Origin of the sequence: Phenylobacterium sp. (assembly GCF_030697305.1) — a bacterium.
Taxonomy (GTDB): Bacteria; Pseudomonadota; Alphaproteobacteria; order Caulobacterales; family Caulobacteraceae; genus Phenylobacterium.
On the sequence record NZ_JAUYQL010000135.1, the window covers coordinates 74,945 to 93,407 of the forward strand.

The window sequence follows — 18,463 nt, forward strand, 5'->3', positions numbered from 1 at the left end:
ATTGACCTCGGTCGCGCACAGGACGAGTCTTCCGACGCATGCGCTCTACCGAATTCTCCGCCGTGTCCCGAGGTTCGTTGGTCCTCCTGGCCGTGATCGCAACGGGCGCCGCCCTGTTCTGGCTCAGGGGCATCCTGACCCCCCTGGCGCTGGCCGTGTTCCTGGCGGTGATGATCGACGGGTTCGCCCGCGTCCTGCATTCGCGTCTGCCGAAGCTGTCGCGCGTCGCCGCGCTGCCGGTGGCCATCGTGCTGTCGATCGTGTTGTTCGGGTGCGCCGCCTGGGTCATCGCCGACAACGCCACCAGCTTCGTCAACCAACTGATCACCTATTCGCCCAGGCTCAACGGCCTGATCGCCAGGATCGCCGGCATGGTCGGCGTCGACGTCCCGCCCTCGATCGACCAATTGTTCGCGCAGCTCAATCCGACCCGCTACCTGGGCGACGTGGCCCGGGCGCTTCAGGACTTCGCGTCCAACGCCATCTTCATCATGGTCTACCTGGGCTTCATCATCGCCTCGCGGCGAGGGTTCGAGCGCAAGATCGTCGGCCTGTTCCCACAGCGCGAGCGACGTCAGGAGGCGGTGGACGCCTTCCTGCGCATCCGCGACGGGGTCGAGCAGTACCTGTGGGTGCAGACCGTCACCGGCCTGATGATCGGCGTCGCCTCCTGGCTGGCGATGACCGCGATCGGCCTCGACAACGCGATCTTCTGGTCGTTCCTGATCTTCATCGCCTCCTACATCCCGGTGATCGGCGGGCTGGTGGGGATTCTTGCGCCGCCGCTGTTCGCCCTCGTGCAGTTCGAGACCTTCTGGCAGGCCATCGTCCTGCTGGCGGTGCTGCAGACCACCCAGTTCATCGTCGGCAACGTCGTGCAACCGCGCATGCAGGGCCGCAGCCTGAACATCGACCCCGTGGTGGTGCTTCTGGCGCTGGCGCTGTGGGGCGCGCTGTGGGGGTTGGCCGGCATGTTCCTGTCCACGCCGCTGACGGTGATGCTGATGGTGATTCTGGCGCAGTTCGAGGGCACCCGCTGGCTGGCGGTGCTGCTGTCGGCGGACGGCGATCCCAACCGTCTGCGCGACCGCGTCGTCGGCTCCACTCCCGACCAACCCGATCCGCCGACGCCGCCGCCGACGCGCCGTCCACGTAAAAAGAGCGTGATAGAGGGCGCCAAATGATCGCAGAACGCCTATGTGAGACGAGCTGGAACCTTCCAAGGCCAGCGAACGGCGTCTGTCCCCCAAGCCCGCGGACGCCGCGAGTCCCGCCGACCCCCGACGGCGGAACCATACGCCGCCGGACACTCTCCTCCGGCGGCGTAGTCGCGTCTGGAGCCGTACCGCACGCAGAATGGGTGCGGCGGGCATGAGCCGCGCGCCACGCGCTACGGCCAACGCCGCCGAAACTCTGCGAGACGCGCTGAATACGGCGCTAGGCGACGACGCAGCCGCGGCCGCGGCCTTCGCAGACCAGGCCGCCCGGGACGACTCGCCCGAGGACTTCCCCCACCACGACCCCAAGGCGCTGGCCGCAGACCTGGCGGACTTCTGGCGCTTCGGCGACAAGCGGCGTGGGCGCAAGCCCGCCCTGCGCGTGCTGCCGGCGAGCGGCGCCAACGGTGCGGCCTTCGATCGCCTGGAGATCGTCCAGGACGACTCCCCGTTCCTGGTCCGCAGCGTGATGGGCGAGATCGCCGAGCAGGGCCTGTCGATCCGCGCCCTGTTCCACCCCGTCGTCGAGGTGCGTCGCGACCGCGCCGGCGTCCGCGCGGCCGGCGGCGTGATCAAGCGCGAGTCGATGATCCAGGTCGTGTTGGACGCCGTCGGCGGGGACCGCGAGGCGGCGTTGATCGAGGGCGTCCAGGCGACGCTCGCCGACGTCCATGCCGCGGTCGACGACTTCAAGCCGATGCTGGCCCTGGTTGGCGCGACGCTGGCCGAGCTCAAGCAGCGGCCCGGCCCGCACGGCGACGCCGCCGAAGAGGCGGCCTTCCTCGAATGGCTGCAAGCCGATCACTTCGTGTTCCTCGGCGCGCGCACCTACGCCTACCCTCGCGGCAAGGACGGCGCCCTCGCCGCCGAAGAGCCGCTGTACCAGGCCGAAAGCGGCCTCGGAGTCCTGCGCGATCCGGAACGCACGGTGCTGAGGCGGACCAACGAGCCGGCGGTCCTGGCCGGTCAGGTCGGCGCGCGCCTGGCGCGTGAGCCCGCGATCACGGTGGCCAAGTCCAACCTGCGCACCCGGGTGCATCGCCGAGGCCACCTCGATTACGTCAGCGTCAAACGCTACGACGCCGAGAACCGCCCGATCGGCGAGACCCGGTTCGTCGGCCTGTTCACCGCCGAGGCCTACGACCACTCGGCGATCGAGACCCCGCTGGTGCGCGGCAAGATCGCCCAGGTGCTGCGCCGCTCGGGCGCTGTCCCCGGCAGCCACAATGAGAGCCGCCTGAAGACCATCGTCGAAGGCTATCCTCGCGATGAGCTGTTTCAGATCGGCGAGACCGAGCTGCTGCGCACCGCGCTGGGGGTCCTGCACCTCTACGACCGGCCGCGGGTGAAGTTGTTCGAGCGTCGCGATCCCTTCGACCGTTTCGCCTCGATCCTGCTGTTCGTGCCGCGCGAGCGCTATGATTCCGACCTGCAGCGCACGGCGGGCGAAATCCTCGCCGAGGCCTATGGCGGCCGAGTGTCGGCGGTCTATCCGACCTTCCTCGACGCGCCGCTGGCGCGCATCCACTTCATCATCGGCTTCACCCCGCGCGAGCACGCCAAGCCCGATCTGCGCGCCGTCGAGACCCGCATCGCCGAAGCCGCCCGCACCTGGGGCGACCGTTTCGAGAGCGCCGCACGGGTCAGTTACGCCGACCCGCAAACCCTCGCGGGATTGCTGGCGCGCTATGCCGAGGCGTTCCCCGCCGGCTATCGCGACCGCTATGTCGCCGCCGAGGCGCTCGAGGACCTCGCGGTTATCGAGAGCCTGACGCCGGACGAGCCGATCCGCGCCCGCGCCGCCCGCGATCCAGGCGATCCGAACACCCGGTTCCGGTTCAAGCTGTACCGGCCAGACGTCCCCGCGCCGCTGTCCGACGTGCTGCCGATCCTCGAGAACATGGGCCTGCGCACGCTGGTCGAGGAAGGCTATCCGATCCGCCCCGCGGACGGCCGCACGGTGTGGGTGCACGACTTCCAGATCGAGGACCAGCGTGGCGAGCACCTGGTGTTCTCCGATCTGAAAGCCGCCTTCGAGGACACCGTGGTCGCGGTGTGGAGCGGCCGCACCGAGAACGATGGCTTCAATCGCCTGGTGCTGGAGCTGTCCATCCCCTGGCGCGAGGCGGCGCTGATCCGCGCGCTCGCCCGCCACCGCCAGCAGACCGGCCTCGATCCAGGTCACCGTGTGCAGGAACAGGCGCTGTCCGACCACCCCGGCGTCGCCCGCCTGATCCTGGACATGTTCCGCACCAAGTTCGACCCCGCGATCAGCGTCTCCACCGCCGACCGCGTGGCCCAGGCTCGCGCGGTGATGGCCGAGATCACCGAGGCGCTGCAGCTCGTGGAAAGCCTGGACGACGACCGTGTGCTGCGCCGCCTGGCGCTGCTGGTCGACGCTGCGGCGCGCACCAACTTCTACCAGTCGGATCCCGATGGCGGACCCAAGCCCTACATCAGCTTTAAAGTGGCGAGCCGCCAGGTCGCCGACCTGCCAGCGCCGAAGCCCTATCGCGAGATCTTCGTCTGGGGCGTTGGCGTCGAGGGCGTTCATCTGCGTTTCGGGCCTGTGGCCCGCGGCGGCCTGCGCTGGTCCGACCGGCGCGACGATTTCCGCACCGAGGTGCTGGGGCTGGCCAAGGCCCAGCAGGTGAAGAACGCGGTGATCGTGCCCGTCGGCTCCAAGGGCGGCTTCTATCCCAAGCAACTGCCCCGGGCCGGTGCGCCCGACCAGATCCGCGCCGAGGGCGTGCGCGCCTACACCACCTTCCTGCAGGGCCTGCTGGACATCACCGACAACCTGACGCCTGAAGGCCAGGTGGTGCGCCCGCCCGATGTCATCGCCCACGACGACGACGATCCCTATCTTGTGGTCGCCGCCGACAAGGGCACGGCGAGCTTCTCCGACATCGCCAACGGCGTCGCCGAATCCTACGGTTTCTGGCTGGGCGACGCCTTCGCCTCGGGCGGATCGGCGGGCTACGACCACAAGGTGATGGCGATCACCGCGCGCGGCGCGTGGGACGCGGCCAAGCGCCACTTCCGCGAGCTGGGCAAGGATATCCAGGCCGAGCCGTTCTCGGTCATCGGCGTGGGCGACATGTCGGGCGACGTATTCGGCAACGGCATGCTGTTGTCGCGGCAAATCCAGCTCAAGGTCGCCTTCGACCACCGGCACATCTTCTTCGATCCGACGCCGGACCCCGAAGCCTCCTGGCAGGAGCGCAAACGGCTCTTCGGCCTGCCCCGGTCATCCTGGGACGACTACGACCGCAAATTGATATCGACAGGCGGCGGGGTGTTCGCGCGCACGCTCAAGGTGATCCCGCTAAGCGCTCAGGTGCAGGCGCTGCTGGGCGTCGAGGCGGCGTCGCTGGGACCGGCGGAGCTGATCTCGGCGATCCTCAAGGCCCAGGTCGAGATGCTCTACCTCGGCGGCATCGGGACGTATGTGAAGGCTCGTTCGGAAACCAATCCGGACGTCGGCGACAAGGCCAACGACGCCGTGCGGATCAACGGCCGCGACCTGCGCTGTCAGGTGGTCGTCGAGGGTGCGAACCTGGGCTTCACCCAGCGCGGCCGCATCGAATTCGCGCTGGCCGGCGGACGGATCGACACCGACGCCATCGACAACTCGGCCGGCGTCGACTGCTCGGACCATGAGGTGAACATCAAGATCGTCACCGGTGCGCTCGAACGCTCGGGCAAGCTGACTCGCAAGCGCCGCGACGCCCTGCTTCGCTCAATGACCGACGAGGTCGCCGACCACGTGCTGGCCCACAACTACGATCAGACCCTGGCGCTATCGTTGATGCAGCTCGACAGCGTCGCCGAACTAGACCCGCAGGCGCGCTTCATGGTCGAGCTGGAGGCCGCCGGCCGCCTCGACCGCGCGGTGGAGTCCCTCCCCGACGCCATAGAGATCGAAGCGCGGCGCCAGGCCGGAAGCGGCCTGAGCCGGCCGGAACTGGCGGTGATGCTGGCCTACGGAAAGCTGGAGCTATCGCGCGAACTCGTCGACTCGCCGGCGCCGGATGACGACTATTTCGACCGCATGCTGCTGGACTATTTCCCCAAGCCGCTGCGGCGCTACGACGACACCATCCAGCGCCACCGCCTGCGGCACGAGATCATCGCCACCTCGATCTCCAACGACCTGGTCAACCGCTGCGGTCCGACCTTCGCCAGCCGCCTGCAGGTGGCCGCCGACTGCGACGTGGCTTCCCTCGCTGCCGGGTACGAGGCGGCGCGCGTTGTGCTGGACCTCGAGCGGGTCTGGGCTACCACCGCCGCGCTGGATGGCAAGGCCGACGCTCACGGGCAGCTCGCGACGTTCCAGACGCTGACGCGCGCACTGCGCGGCAAGACCTTCTGGCTGGCCAGGCGCGCAGGGCGCGAGCGGCTGGGCGCGGCGGCTCTGATCCATCGATACGGACCGGGTTTGAAGGAGCTGCGCGGCCTGATCGTCGACCTGCTCTCGCCGGTTGAACGCGCGGCCCTCGAAGCGCGGGTCGCGGACCTGACCGGCAAGGGCGCGCCGGAACCGCTGGCGCGCCAAGCGGCCAGCCTGCTGCCGCTGACCACCGCCGCCGACCTGGTGGACCTCGCGCAGGCGTCCAGTTGGCCGCTGGCCAATGTGGCGCGGCTCTATCACCAGCTCGGCGAGGTCTTCGCCTTCGACCGTCTGCGCTCGGCGGTCGGCGCCCACACGGCCGGCGACCACTTCGAACGCATCGCCGTGCGCCGTCTGGTCGAGGACCTGCTGGCCGAGCAGACTGAGCTCACCCGCGCGGTGATGACTTTCGCCGGGAGTGCGCAGGCTGGCGAAGACGCCGACAGCGCCCGCCACGCGGCGACGTCCTGGTCGGCGCTGCGCCGCGAGGCGGCCGCCTCCGCCAAGCGCACCATCGAGGAGATCGAAGCTGCATCCGGCGGCTGGAGCTTCGCCAAGCTGACCATCGCCAACGCCGCCCTGCGCGAACTGGTCGCCGAAGCCGCGCGCCAGGCGGCCGGCCCGGCGAAGACGCCCCGCCGCGCGCGCTAGCTCCGCAAAAAGTCCGCTCATCCCCGCGAAAGCGGGGACCCAGGCTTTTTTCGCTGTTCGAAGTGCCAGCCGGGCCGAGGCGATCCAAGCTCAGCTACACAAAAGCACCTGGGTCCCCGCCTACGCGGGGATGAGCGATGTGGAAGGTTGATCCCGCCATCAGTGGCGGAAGACCCGCACGCCGGTGAAGGCCATGGCCACGCCCGCCGCGTCGGCGGCGGCGATCACCTCGGCGTCGCGCATCGAGCCGCCCGGCTGGATCACCGCGGTGGCGCCGGCTTCGATCGCCTGTTCCAGGCCGTCAGCGAACGGGAAGAAGGCGTCCGAGGCGCAGGCCGAGCCCTCGGCCAGCGACTGCGGCAAGCCGGCCATCTCTGCAGCCTCGCCAGCGCGAAGGGCGGCGATGCGGGCCGAGTCGCGGCGGTTCATCTGGCCGGCGCCGATGCCCGCCGTCTGACCATCGCGGGCGTAGACGATGGCGTTGGACTTCACGTGCTTGGCGACGGTGAAGGCGAACAACATGTCGCGCACTTCGTCCGGCGTCGGCTGGCGCTTGGTCACCACCTTGAGGTCGGCGGCGGTGATGCGGCTGGCGTCACGGCTCTGCACCAGGAAGCCGCCGGCCACCTGGCGGAAGACGTCGCCGGCGCTGGCCGGATCGGGCATGCCGCCGGTCAGCAGCAACCTCAGGTTCTTCTTCTTGGCGAACACCGCGATGGCGTCGTCGTCAGCCTCGGGGGCCACGACCACCTCGGTGAAGATCTCCACCATTTCGCGCGCCGCAGCGGCGTCCAGCCGGCGGTTCACCGCGACGATGCCGCCGAAAGCCGAGACCGGGTCGCACTGCAGGGCCCGGCGATAGGCGTCGGCCAGATCCGAACCCAGGGCCACGCCGCAGGGGTTGGCGTGCTTGATGATCGCCACGGCGGCGGAAGCGCCCGCATCGAATTCGGCCACCAGTTCGATCGCCGCGTCGGTGTCGGCGATGTTGTTGTAGGACAGTTCCTTGCCCTGTAGCTGGCGAAGCGTCGCCACCCCCCGCCGTGGATTGGCCTCTGCGTAGAAGGCCGCCTGCTGATGCGGGTTCTCGCCGTAGCGCATGGTCTGCACCAGAGCGCCGGCGAAGGCGCGGCGGCGCGGCGCGGGATCTTCCAGCACCTTGGCGAACCAGGCGGAGATCGCCGCATCGTAGGACGCCGTGCGGGCGTAGGCGCGGGCGGCGAGGGTCTTGCGCAGCGCCAGACTGGTGGTCCCGTCGGCCTTCAGCTCGGCCAGCACCTCGGCCAGGTCCGCCGGTTCGGTGCACACCGCCACATAGGCGTGATTCTTGGCCGCCGAGCGGATCATCGCCGGGCCGCCGATGTCGATGTTCTCCACCGCCGTGGCGTAGTCGGCGCCGGCCGCCACCGTAGCTTCGAACGGGTAGAGGTTGACGTAGACGAGGTCGATGCCGCCGATCCCGTGCTCGCCCATGGCGCGGGCGTGCTCGGGCGCGTCGCGCACGCCCAGCAGGCCGCCATGCACCACCGGATGCAGGGTCTTCACCCGGCCGTCCATCATCTCCGGGAAGCCGGTCAACTCGGCGATGTCCTTCACCGACAGGCCGGCGGCGGCGATGGCCGCGCGGGTGCCGCCGGTGGAGACCAGCTCGACGCCCATCTGCGACAGCACGCGGGCGGCGTCGACCAGGCCGGTCTTGTCGGACACCGACAACAGGGCGCGCTTCACAGCGGCGCGGTCGGGAGCGGCGGGATAATCAGGCGCTTCAGGCACGGGCGGCCTCCTTCTGAGATGTGAAAGGATCGGCGCCCAGGCGAGCGGCTTCAAAAGCGCCCCGCGCTCCCCGGTGGTCGCCCACCTCGAAGTCGCCAGTCACACGGGACGGCGGGAGCTATACGCGCGGTCCCCTCTGAGTCAACGCGGCGGCGGCCACGCCTCGGCATGGGCGAGTTTCCAGCGGATCCGCGCTCCCGAGTCCAGCCGCGCCTGCCCGCGCAGCACCACCTGGCTGGTCCGTCTCGGCATGCCCTGCTGGAAGTAGATGGACGGCTCAACCTCGACCTCGATGGCGTCGTTGCGCAGCCACCAGCCGGTCTCCTGGCCCTCCGCGCGCAACAGCACGCTCTTGCGGTCGTTGGCCCGCGACACCCGCACGTCCGGATGCAGGTGGAAGCGGACCATGAACGGCACGAACTTGCGGCCCTTGGCGTCGGGCGGGGTCAGCGGGGTGAAGCTGTCCTCGCCGCGCAGCTCGTCGGTAGCCGGGTCGATGTACAGGCGCCGCTCGTGACGCAGACCGAACCGCGGGGCCCAGCCGTCGTGCGACAGCTCCAGCCATCGCCCGCCCTCGGCCTCGTGGCGATAGGCGTCGACGTGGCGGCAACCGCCGCTCAGCCGCGGTCCCAGCACGCTGGCCGCGACGCCGCGCAAGGGCTCGCCACATGACAGGTCGCCGAGGGTCGCGGTGGAGGCGGCGTCCGCCACCCGCAGCGCCGGCGGCCCGACCGCATCGGGCGACCAGCCGCCGTTGACGATCAGCCGCTGGCGGCCGACCAGCACCTCGATGGCCAGCGGCTGGGCGCAGGCGGTGACGCTCCACGGGCCGAGTGCCGGCGGCGCGGCGTCGGCCACAACCTGCAGGCTCTTGCCCTCCAGCCGGTGATAGCCGTTGCGCGCCGAGGGGATCGGCCGGTCCCCGCCGCCATCCTCGACGCGGGCGGCGGCGACATAGGCCGCACGGCTCTCCTCGCCGCCCTGGAAGTCCGGCAACCCGCCGTCGCCCAGGGTGAAGAACCGCACCGCGCCGGCCAGCCGGTCGATCGCCCGCATCATCTCGTCGCGCGGGGCGACGCCCCGCTGCATCAGCGCCGCGTCGAGGGTCAGCAGGTCGAACAGCAACTCCAGCGCCGCCTGCGGGCTGCGCGATGCGTGGCCGCCGTCAGGTGCGACGGTGCGCGGCAGGGTGCGCTCGAGCTGCGCGCAAGCCTGTTCGACCAGCCGCTCGCCGGCCTTGCCGGCCAAGGCCGCGCCGGCCACCGCGGCGGCGGCGGCGCGCTCGGCCGCCCGGGCGGGACCTTCCACATTGGCCAGCAAGTGACGCGCCTGACGGGCCAGATCCAGCGCGATGGCGCCAGCCTCTGCGTCGGAGGCCTTGTCGCAGATTGTGTGCACCGCACAGGCCAGGTTGAACAACCGCCGCTCGAGGATCTCCGGCCGCCAGGCGAAACTGTTCCAGCCGCCGAACACCCGGCTCCACTCCAGGGTCAGGCGCAGGCCCTCGGCAGCGCCGTCTGGCCCGGCGGTCAGCAGGTCGCCCATCCAGACGAAGCGGTGCAGGGCGACGGCGAAGCGCCGGCTGGGACTGGGCCGGTCCCACGGGTCGCCGCGCGGGCCGACATGCATGGCCGAGCCGGCGAACACGAAGTCGCCCATCATGACGCGCAGGCCCGCCTGCTCATCGTGCGGCCGCCGGTCGATGGGCGCTGCGGCCAGGCCCTCAGGCCTGGGGTGGGTGAGCGTCGCCCGGTGCAGAGACGAGCCGGTCCATTCGTGATGCAGCTGTCGGCGCACCGCGGCCGCCACCGCCATCACGGCCAGGCCGCCGGGAAGGCGCGCTAAGGCGGGGCCCTGGTCGGCCACGCGCCGCTCCGCTCAATCGCCCCGAAGGGCGCTGATGTTCGCCGCGTAGGCGGACGGTCCGCCCTTGAACACGGCGGTGCCGGCGACCAGCGCGGTGGCCCCGGCGGCGATGCAGCGGGGCGCGGTCAGGGGCGTGACGCCGCCGTCGACCTCCAGCGGGATATCACGGCCGGTGGCGTCGATCATCGCCCGCAAGCGCTCGATCTTGGCGAGCTGCGAGTCCATGAAGACCTGTCCTCCGAAGCCAGGATTGATCGACATCACCAGGATCAGGTCGACCTCGTCCATCATCCACTCGATGGTCTCGGGCGGGGTCGAAGGGTTGAAGACCACGCCGGCCTTGGCGCCCACGTTGCGGATCTGCTTCAGCGTGCGGTTCAGGTGCGGGCCGGCCTCGGGGTGGACGCTGATGTAGTCGGCGCCGGCGGCGCGGAACGCCTCCAGGTACGGGTCGGCCGGCGAGATCATCAGATGCACGTCGAACGGGATCGAGACCAGTGGGCGCAGCGCCTTCACCACGTCTGGTCCGATGGTGATGTTCGGCACGAAATGGCCGTCCATGACGTCGACGTGCAGCCAGTCGGCGCCGGCCGCCTCCACCGCGCGGGCCTCTTCACCGAGCCGGGCGAAATCCGCCGCCAGGATGGAAGGCGCGATCAGGGGCTTTGCGGCGCTGCTCATGGCCCGGACTTATCGCACAGCGCCCGCCCGCCACAAGCCGGCAAGGCTTCTCAGACGCCGCGCTTCAGCCGCGCCGCATAGAAGCCGTCCAGGCCACCGTCCACGTGATGCGGCAGGATGCGCAGCGTGCCGTCCTTGCGCAGGCTCGGGGCCGGCGCTCCGCCTTCGCCGGACTGCGCCGGTTCAATGGCGAACGCGGCGTTACGCTGCAGGAACGCCGCGATCTGCGCCTCGCCCTCCTCCGGTTCCAGCGAGCAGACGCAGTAGACCAGCCGCCCGCCCGGCCTCACGCGGCGCGCGGCGGCGTCCAGCATCTTCGCCTGCAGGCCGGCCAGCGAGGCGACGTCGCCCGGCTTCGCCGCCCACAGCACGTCGGGATGCCGGCGGAAGGTGCCGGTGGCGCTGCAGGGCGCATCCAGCAACACGGCGTCGAAGGTGCGCGGGTCGGGCCAGGCGATGGCGTCGGCGCAAACCACCTCGGCCTCCAGCCCCATGCGGGCGAGGTTCTCGGTCACCCGGCGCAGGCGCGGCGCCGATCGATCCAGCGCGACCACCGAAGCGCCGGTCGCAGCAAGCTGCAGCGTCTTGCCTCCCGGCGCGGCGCAGAGGTCCAGCACCGACTGTCCGGGCTGCACGTACAGCAGGCGCGCGGGGATCGCCGCAGCGGCGTCCTGCACCCACCAGGCGCCCTCCGCGAAGCCCGGCCAGGTCGAGAGCTCGCCCCGTCGCGCCGTGCGCAGGCCGCCACCCGGCAGCGGCTCGGCCTCGAGGTCCTCGGCCAGCGCGGCCGACATCGCCGCGTCCTTCAGCGTCAGGTCGGTCGCGGGCTCTTTCGCCACCATGCCGACGATGGCGTCGGCGCCAGTCTCGCCATAGGCCGCACGCCAGCGGGCGTAGAGCCAGGGCGGGGCCTGGTCGTTCGGATCATCCAGCTTCGGCGGTTCGCGCAGCAGTCCGCGCAGCACGGCGTTGACCAGCCCCTTGAACCGGCGGCTGCCCGCCTGGGCGTCGGCGAGGTCGACGCTGGTGGCCACGGCCGCGTGCGGCGCGATCTCCAACCCAAGCGCCTGTGCGGCGCCCAGGCGCAGGATGTTGCGCACCCGGTCGGGCGGGGGCCGTTGCAACTTGGCGTCCAGCGCCCGGTCGATCGGTCCCAGCCGGCGCAGGGTCGCCATCACCACCGCGCGAGCGAAGGCGCGGTCGCGCGGACTCAGCGCCTGCAGGGCGGGGTGGCTCAGCCCGTCGTCCAGGCCGGTGCGGCCGCTCAGGGCGGCGGTCAGCAGGTCGAGCGCGGCGGCGCGTGCGGGTAGTCCGGCGTCGGTGTCGTTCACGCGGCGCGGCGTGCCTGCTCGCGGCGCGGGCCGCAAGCGGTTTCGCGAACACTGGCGTTACGGCCACTGCACGCCTAGATGCCTTGGCATGGACGATACGCCCCCCAACGCCGCCCCAGGCAAGGTCCTTACGCCCGCTGCGCGCCGCGCTCTGGAAGAGGCCGAGGCGCGCCGCGCCGCCCAGGCGCAGGCCGAACCGACGCTCCCCGAAGACGGCGGCCCCAAGGGCCCGGAGCCCACGCGGTTCGGCGACTGGGAGCGCAAGGGCATCGCCGTCGACTTCTGAGCGGCGCGCGAACCGTTAACCTCAACGCTCGCCTCACGCTTGCAACCGTTCGCCCGCGCCCCCGTCGCCGCCTATGACTGTGCGACGTGACCGGGAGTTCGACCATGCGCTTGGCGGCTATTTCTCTACTGATCGGCCTCGGCTTGGCCGGCGCGGCCCAGGCCTGTCCGCAGGTCTGCGGCGACGGCGGCCAACGCGGCTATGACTACGAGTCCTACAGCTACGACAGCCGCGTGGACGGCGCCGACGCGGGCGGCTGGCGCGACGGCTATGCGGACCAGCGCAGCTATGACGGGCGCTACGACGACGATCGTAGCTATGAGAACAGCTACGCCGCCGATCGCGGCTACGAAGATCGCGACGCGGACTACGCCGACGAGCGCGCCTACAGCTACGACGATCGTGGCTATTCGGCCGAACGCATCTGGGAAAAGCCGGACGGCAGCTGGTTCATGTACGGCCACCGCGCCTCGCCGGCCTCGCGCGACTGCCTCTGCCGCAACGGCGGCATCGCCTGGGGCGGCGTGTCGACCGGCGGCTGGTCCACGGTCGGCGTGATCAACGACAGCTTCTTCGCCGACACCGGCGGCGTCGGCCCGATCGGCGGCGGCGACTACTGGAGCGGTGGCGGCGGCTATGGCTTCGTCGGCGCGGGCGCCTTCGCCGGCGCCTCAGCGCGCGCCCACGCCAGCGCCTCCTCGAGCGCGAGCATCAGCTATCGTGGCGGGTACAAGGGCGGCGGCTATAAGGGCGGCCACGGCGGCAAGGGCGGCGGCCACAAGGGCGGCGGCAAGGGCCACTAGGCCCCGGCCATCTCCCCGGCGATCCGCAGCGCCGCTTCGCGCGGGTCGTTGGCCGCGGTGATCGGCCGACCGCAGACGATGTGGGAGGCTCCACCGCGCAGCGCTTCCGCCGGCGTCGAGGCGCGGGCCTGATCGTTCTTCGCCGCCCAGTCGGGCCGCACCCCCGGCGTCACCACCAGGAAGTCCGGCCCGCCGATGGTCCGCGCCAGCGCCGCCTCGTGGGGGCTCGCCACCACCCCGTCGCAGCCGGCGGCCAGCGCCTGATGAATGCGGCGCTCGACCAGCGCCCGGGCCGTCTCCGCATAACCCATCTCCGCCAGATCCCCGTCCGACAGGCTGGTCAGCACGGTGACCGCCAGCACCTTCAGCCGCGACGTCCCCCGCCCGGCGACAGCGGCGGCCATCACCTGCGGCTCGCCGTGCACGGTGAGCAGGTCGCAGCCGGCGTCGGCCAGCACGCTGGCGGCGCGCTGCACCGTGGTGGGGATGTCGTGCAGTTTCCAGTCCAGGAACACCTGCTTGCCCTCGGCTTTCAGCGCTCGGGCGAGCGTCATGCCGTCAGAGGCGAACAGCTCCAGGCCGACCTTGTAGAAGCTGACGGCGTCGCCCAGCGTGTCGACCATGCCGCGGGCGGCGTCGACGCTGGGCAGGTCCAGGGGAACGATCAGGCGCGGGTCGGCGGCGGCCATAGCGAGGCTCCGTGTAAAGCGCCGGGCGGCGCGGTTCGTGATTTGGGCTAAGTCCCGTCCATGAGCTAGGCAGGCCCCATGGTCAACGGCTTCGTCGCTCAGATGTGGCGGAACCGCGCGCCCTGCCAGGCCATCAGCGCCAGCATCCATTCCTCCGGCGCCAACCTGGCGAGCGCCGCGATCGCCTTGTTGGGCGCGCCTGGCACGCAGATCGGCCGGTTCGCCTCCGCCGCCTCGTAGCCGGCCGCGGCCACCGCCTCGGCGCCCAGCCACATCCAGTCGGGCACGGACTTCCCGACCAGGGCGCGCGAGCCGGTGACGTCGTGGAACTCAGAATAGGTGAAGCCGGGGCACAGGGCGCTGACGTGTACGCCGCTGTTCAGGGTCTCCAGGTGCAGGCTCTGCGAGAAGCGGATCAGGAAGCTCTTGGACGCGCCATAGAGCGTGGATCCAGCCGAGCCCGGGACCAGGCCAGCGAGCGACGCGACGTTGACGATCCGGCCGAAGCCGCGATCGGCCATGCCGTCCAGCACCTTGCGCGCCAGTTCACAGGGGGCGGTGACCATCACCTGCAGGAAGTCGGCCTGGGTTTCCCAGGGCACGTCAGCGTAGACGCCCGGCACGCCATAGCCGGCGTTGTTGACCAGCACGTCGATGACGCGACCATGTGCGGTCAGGTGGGCCAGCAGCGCGGCCGGGGCCTGGGCGTCCGCGAGGTCGGCGGCGAAGGTCAGGGTCTCGACCCCGTAGCGCTGGCCGATCTCCGCGGCGACGGCGTCCAGGCGGTCCTGCCGGCGGGCGGTCAGGGCCACGTCATAGCCGTGGCTGGCGTAGATCCGCGCGAACGCCGCGCCGATCCCGGCCGACGCGCCGGTCACCAACGCCAGTCTGCGATCCATCCAGGCCCCCTCGCCGTCGGTCGCAGGGTGGCGAAAGCCGCGCCACGGTTCAACCCGCCCAAGCTCAACCAAGCAGCAGCGACGTTAACCTGATACGTTCAGCATGGCCTTGCGGCGTGGCGGCGGATTGAACCGCCGTCGGATTGGGTGTATCGCGCCCGCCGCGTGACGGCATGGCGCCGCCTAGGGGACCGGTGGGGTTTCCGGAGACTACGGATGGCAGACCCGGCCGGCGTCGCCCTCGATTCGAGCGAGGGCGCTCCTCACGCCCACAAGGAAAAGTTCTGGGCGTTGGCGCTGGGCTCCGTGGGCGTCGTCTTTGGCGACATCGGCACTAGCCCGCTCTACGCCATGCGCGAAGCGCTGCATCACGCCCGCGCCGGCGGCACAGAGGCCCTTGAGGTGCTGGGCGTCGTGTCCCTTGTGACCTGGGCGCTGATCCTCATCGTGACCATCAAGTACGTGGTCTTCCTGATGCGCGCCGACAACAAGGGCGAAGGCGGCACGCTCGCGCTGACCGCGCTGGCCCAGCGCGCGCTGGGACGACGCTCCGGCGTGGTCTTCGTCCTCGGCATGCTCGGCGCGGCGCTGTTCTACGGCGACGGGGTGATCACGCCCGCGATCTCCGTGCTCGGCGCCATCGAAGGCCTGAAGGAGGCGCCGCATGTGGGCGCGGCCCTGAAGCCGATGGTGCTGCCGATCTCGGCGGGCATCCTGATCGTGCTGTTCATGGTGCAGTCGCGCGGCACGGCCAGCATGGCGCGGTTCTTCGGGCCGATCACCGCGGTGTGGTTCCTGACGCTGGCGGCCCTGGGCCTGGTGCACATCAGCGACGACCCGTCGATCTTCCGCGCGCTGTCGCCGCACTACGGCGTGATGTTCCTCTTCGAGAACGGGCTGCTGGGATTCATCATCCTGGGCAGCGTGTTCCTGGCGGTCACCGGGGCCGAGGCGCTCTACGCCGACATGGGCCACTTCGGCAAAGCCCCGATCCGCGCGGCCTGGCTGGTGCTGGTGCTGCCCTGCCTGCTGCTCAACTACTTCGGTCAGGGCGCGCTGGTGCTGTCGGACCCATCGGCCGCGGCCAACCCGTTCTTCCACATGATCCCGGACTTCGCCTACTGGCCGGTGCTGGTGCTGGCCACCTGTGCGGCGGTGATCGCCAGCCAGGCGGTGATCACCGGGGCCTTCTCCATGACCCAGCAGGCGGTGCAGCTGGGCCTGTTCCCGCGCATCGACATCCGCCGCACCAGCGAGACCCAGGCCGGCCAGATCTACGTGCCGCAGGTGAACACCTTCCTGCTGATCGGGGTGCTGATCTTGCTGGTGATGTTCCGCAGCTCGTCGAACCTGGCGGCCGCCTACGGAATCGCGGTCACCGGCTCGATGTTCATCGACACCCTGCTGTTCTACGTCATCGTCAAGCATATGTGGAAGCGGCCGACCTGGCAGGCGGCGCTGGCCTCCTCGGCGTTCGGCGTGCTGGACATCGCCTTCCTTGGCTCCAACCTGCTGAAGATCCCGCAAGGCGCCTGGCTGCCGCTGGTGCTGGGCGCCGGCCTGGTGGTGATGATGTGGACCTGGACGCGCGGCGCTCAGATCCTCAGCGATAAGACCCGCCGCGACAGCATCTCGCTGGCCGAACTGTCGGAGATCTTGCGCGCCCGCAGCCCGCACCGGGCGCCGGGCACGGCGATCTTCCTGACCTCCGACCCCGAGGTCGCCCCTGTCGCCCTGATGCACAACCTCAAGCACAACAAGGTGCTGCACGACCGCAATGTCATCCTCACCATCCGCACCGCGGAAACACCGCGGGTGAAGGATGAGGACCGCATCCTGATCGAGCCGATCAACGAGGATTTCACCAAGGTGACCGTGGCGTTCGGCTTCATGGAAAGCCCGAACATCCCGCGCGCGCTCGGCTTGTGCCGCAAGCAGGGCCTGAAGTTCGACATCATGGCCACCAGCTTCTTCCTGGGTCGCCGCTCGGTGGTGCCGTCGGCCCAGTCGGGCATGCCGCTGTGGCAGGACAAGATCTTCATCTTCCTGATGCGCAACGCCGCCAACCCGACGGACTTCTACAAGATACCGCCCGGCCGCGTGGTCGAGCTGGGCACCCAGGTGACCGTCTAGCCGATGCATGTCCTTTCGCTGGCGGCCGACGCCCTGTGGATCATCGCCCTGTCGATCATGGCCAGCGCCAGCCGCGCGGCGTGGGAACGCGCGAAGCCGGACGCCCGCGTGCCGCCGCCGCTGATGCCGGGAATGCGCGTCAGCCGCACCGTCGCGCTCGCCGTGGGTCCCGGCGTCGGTCTGGTGCTGGGCGGCGTCCTGCTGTTCCTGCACCGAAGCACGGCGCCGGTCGGGCCGGAATCGCTGGTGTGGTTCTGCTTGCGCGCCATCACCGCCGCGCTCTTCGCGCTCGGCTATCTGCGCTACCTGCAGGCCGCGCTCGAGACCATGCAGCGCGAGGAGCAGTTCAAGTCCTGAGGTCGGTCATGCCGCTTTGGCCTTGAACCCCGCCCGCGTTCGCCCTTAAACGCCCGCGCGACCCGCTTCCTCCCCCTGCCCTCCCCAAGGACCCGCGCCCATGGCCGCCGACACGTCGATCAAGAAGGTCGTCCTCGCCTATTCCGGCGGCCTGGACACCTCGATCATCCTGAAGTGGCTGCAGCATGAGTACGGCGCCGAGGTGATCACCTTCACTGCCGACCTCGGCCAGGGCGAGGAGCTGGCCCCGGCCCGCGAGAAGGCGCTGATGCTGGGCATCAAGCCCGAGAACATCTTCATCGAGGACCTGCGCGAGGAGTTCGTCCGCGACTACGTGTTCCCCATGTTCCGGGCCAACACCGTCTACGAGGGCCAGTACCTGCTGGGCACCTCGATCGCGCGGCCGCTGATCGCCAAGGGGCAGATCGACATCGCCCGCCGGATGGGCGCCGACGCCGTCTGTCATGGCGCCACCGGCAAGGGCAACGACCAGGTCCGTTTCGAGCTCGGCTACTACGCGCTGGAGCCCGACATCAAGGTGATCGCGCCCTGGCGCGAGTGGGACTTCAAGAGCCGCGAGGCGCTGATCGAGTTCGCAGAGAAGAATCAGATCCCGATCTCCAAGGACAAGCGCGGCGAGGCCCCGTTCAGCGTCGACGCCAACCTGCTGCACTCCTCGTCGGAGGGTAAGGTGCTGGAGGACCCGGCCGTCGAGGCGCCGGAATTCGTCCACATGCGCACCATCGCGCCGGAGGACGCGCCCGATAAGCCGACGGTGTTCACCCTCGACTTCGAGAAGGGCGACCCCGTCGCCGTCGACGGCGTGCGGCTGTCGCCGGCCACTCTGCTGACCAAGCTGAACGAGCTCGGCCACGACAACGGCGTCGGCCGCCTGGACCTGGTGGAGAACCGCTTCGTCGGCATGAAGTCGCGCGGTGTCTACGAGACCCCCGGCGGGACCATCCTGCTGGCCGCCCACCGGGGCATCGAGTCGATCACGCTGGATCGCGGCTCGATGCACCTGAAGGACGAGCTGATGCCGAAGTACGCGACGCTGATCTACAACGGCTTCTGGTTCTCTCCCGAGCGCGAGATGCTGCAGGTCGCTATCGACCACTCCCAGGCCATGGTCACCGGCCAGGTGCGGGTGAAGCTCTACAAGGGCAACGTCAGCATCATCGGCCGAACCAGCCCCTACTCCCTCTACGACCAGGACCTAGTGACCTTCGAGGAAGGCGCCGTCGCCTACGACCACCGCGACGCCGCCGGCTTCATCAAGCTCAACGCGCTGCGCCTACGCGTGAAGGCCCAGCGCGACAAACGCATCGCGAAGTAGGCGCGCCGGCCCCCTTCGACCGCTCACCCCGGCGAATGCCGGGGCCCA

At 70.2% G+C, this 18,463-nt stretch carries 13 protein-coding genes and 1 riboswitch; of the genes, 7 read left to right on the forward strand and 6 right to left on the reverse strand.

The window, feature by feature from the left end:
- The first annotated feature begins 38 nt into the window (after positions 1-38).
- Together Q8R27_RS14200 and Q8R27_RS14205 are read left to right on the forward strand one after the other, a co-directional pair.
- A complete protein-coding gene (locus tag Q8R27_RS14200; protein WP_305699635.1) occupies positions 39-1,184 on the forward strand; it encodes an AI-2E family transporter in 1,146 nt (381 codons plus the stop codon).
- Positions 1,185-1,371: 187 nt separating this feature from the next.
- Positions 1,372-6,261: an NAD-glutamate dehydrogenase gene (locus tag Q8R27_RS14205; protein WP_305699636.1), complete on the forward strand. Its 4,890-nt coding sequence runs from the start codon at positions 1,372-1,374 to the stop codon at positions 6,259-6,261.
- 159 nt (positions 6,262-6,420) lie between these two features.
- Here the strand turns inward: Q8R27_RS14205 and purH are convergent, their stop codons facing one another.
- From purH to Q8R27_RS14225, 4 genes are all read right to left on the reverse strand, one after another.
- A complete protein-coding gene (gene purH / locus Q8R27_RS14210; protein WP_305699637.1) occupies positions 6,421-8,034 on the reverse strand; it encodes a bifunctional phosphoribosylaminoimidazolecarboxamide formyltransferase/IMP cyclohydrolase in 1,614 nt (537 codons plus the stop codon).
- Between the two features lie 27 nt (positions 8,035-8,061).
- A riboswitch (ZMP/ZTP riboswitch) is annotated at positions 8,062-8,147 on the reverse strand.
- A gap of 28 nt (positions 8,148-8,175) precedes the next feature.
- A complete protein-coding gene (locus Q8R27_RS14215; RefSeq protein WP_305699638.1) occupies positions 8,176-9,900 on the reverse strand; it encodes a heparinase II/III family protein in 1,725 nt (574 codons plus the stop codon).
- Positions 9,901-9,912: 12 nt separating this feature from the next.
- A complete protein-coding gene (gene rpe / locus Q8R27_RS14220; RefSeq protein WP_305594626.1) occupies positions 9,913-10,581 on the reverse strand; it encodes a ribulose-phosphate 3-epimerase in 669 nt (222 codons plus the stop codon).
- Between the two features lie 50 nt (positions 10,582-10,631).
- Positions 10,632-11,912 (reverse strand): RsmB/NOP family class I SAM-dependent RNA methyltransferase, encoded by a 1,281-nt coding sequence (locus Q8R27_RS14225; RefSeq protein ID WP_305699639.1) that lies wholly within the window; start codon positions 11,910-11,912, stop codon positions 10,632-10,634.
- Between the two features lie 88 nt (positions 11,913-12,000).
- On the opposite strand from Q8R27_RS14225, the gene Q8R27_RS14230 reads away from it, so the two are divergent.
- Complete coding sequence (locus Q8R27_RS14230) at positions 12,001-12,198, forward strand: DUF1674 domain-containing protein (protein WP_305699640.1); 198 nt, start codon at positions 12,001-12,003, stop codon at positions 12,196-12,198.
- Between the two features lie 104 nt (positions 12,199-12,302).
- A complete protein-coding gene (locus tag Q8R27_RS14235; protein WP_305699641.1) occupies positions 12,303-13,001 on the forward strand; it encodes a hypothetical protein in 699 nt (232 codons plus the stop codon).
- On the opposite strand, the gene pyrF is transcribed toward Q8R27_RS14235, so the two are convergent.
- Entirely contained in the window at positions 12,998-13,690 is a 693-nt protein-coding gene (pyrF, locus tag Q8R27_RS14240; protein WP_305699642.1) for an orotidine-5'-phosphate decarboxylase, read from the reverse strand. The two genes, Q8R27_RS14235 and pyrF, sit on opposite strands and share 4 nt — an antisense overlap.
- Positions 13,691-13,788: 98 nt before the next feature.
- Positions 13,789-14,589, reverse strand: coding sequence for an SDR family oxidoreductase (locus Q8R27_RS14245; RefSeq protein ID WP_305699643.1), 801 nt, complete (start codon positions 14,587-14,589; stop codon positions 13,789-13,791).
- 216 nt (positions 14,590-14,805) lie between these two features.
- Between Q8R27_RS14245 and Q8R27_RS14250 the strand changes: the two genes are divergently transcribed.
- From Q8R27_RS14250 to Q8R27_RS14260, 3 genes are all read left to right on the forward strand, one after another.
- Entirely contained in the window at positions 14,806-16,722 is a 1,917-nt protein-coding gene (locus Q8R27_RS14250; RefSeq protein ID WP_305699644.1) for a potassium transporter Kup, read from the forward strand.
- Positions 16,723-16,725: 3 nt separating this feature from the next.
- The gene (locus Q8R27_RS14255) at positions 16,726-17,079 is read left to right on the forward strand and encodes a hypothetical protein (protein ID WP_305699645.1); all 354 of its coding nucleotides are present in this window, start codon (positions 16,726-16,728) and stop codon (positions 17,077-17,079) included.
- A gap of 100 nt (positions 17,080-17,179) precedes the next feature.
- On the forward strand, positions 17,180-18,415 hold the full coding sequence (locus Q8R27_RS14260; RefSeq protein ID WP_305699646.1) for an argininosuccinate synthase: 1,236 nt from the start codon (positions 17,180-17,182) through the stop codon (positions 18,413-18,415).
- The last annotated feature ends 48 nt before the right edge of the window (positions 18,416-18,463 follow it).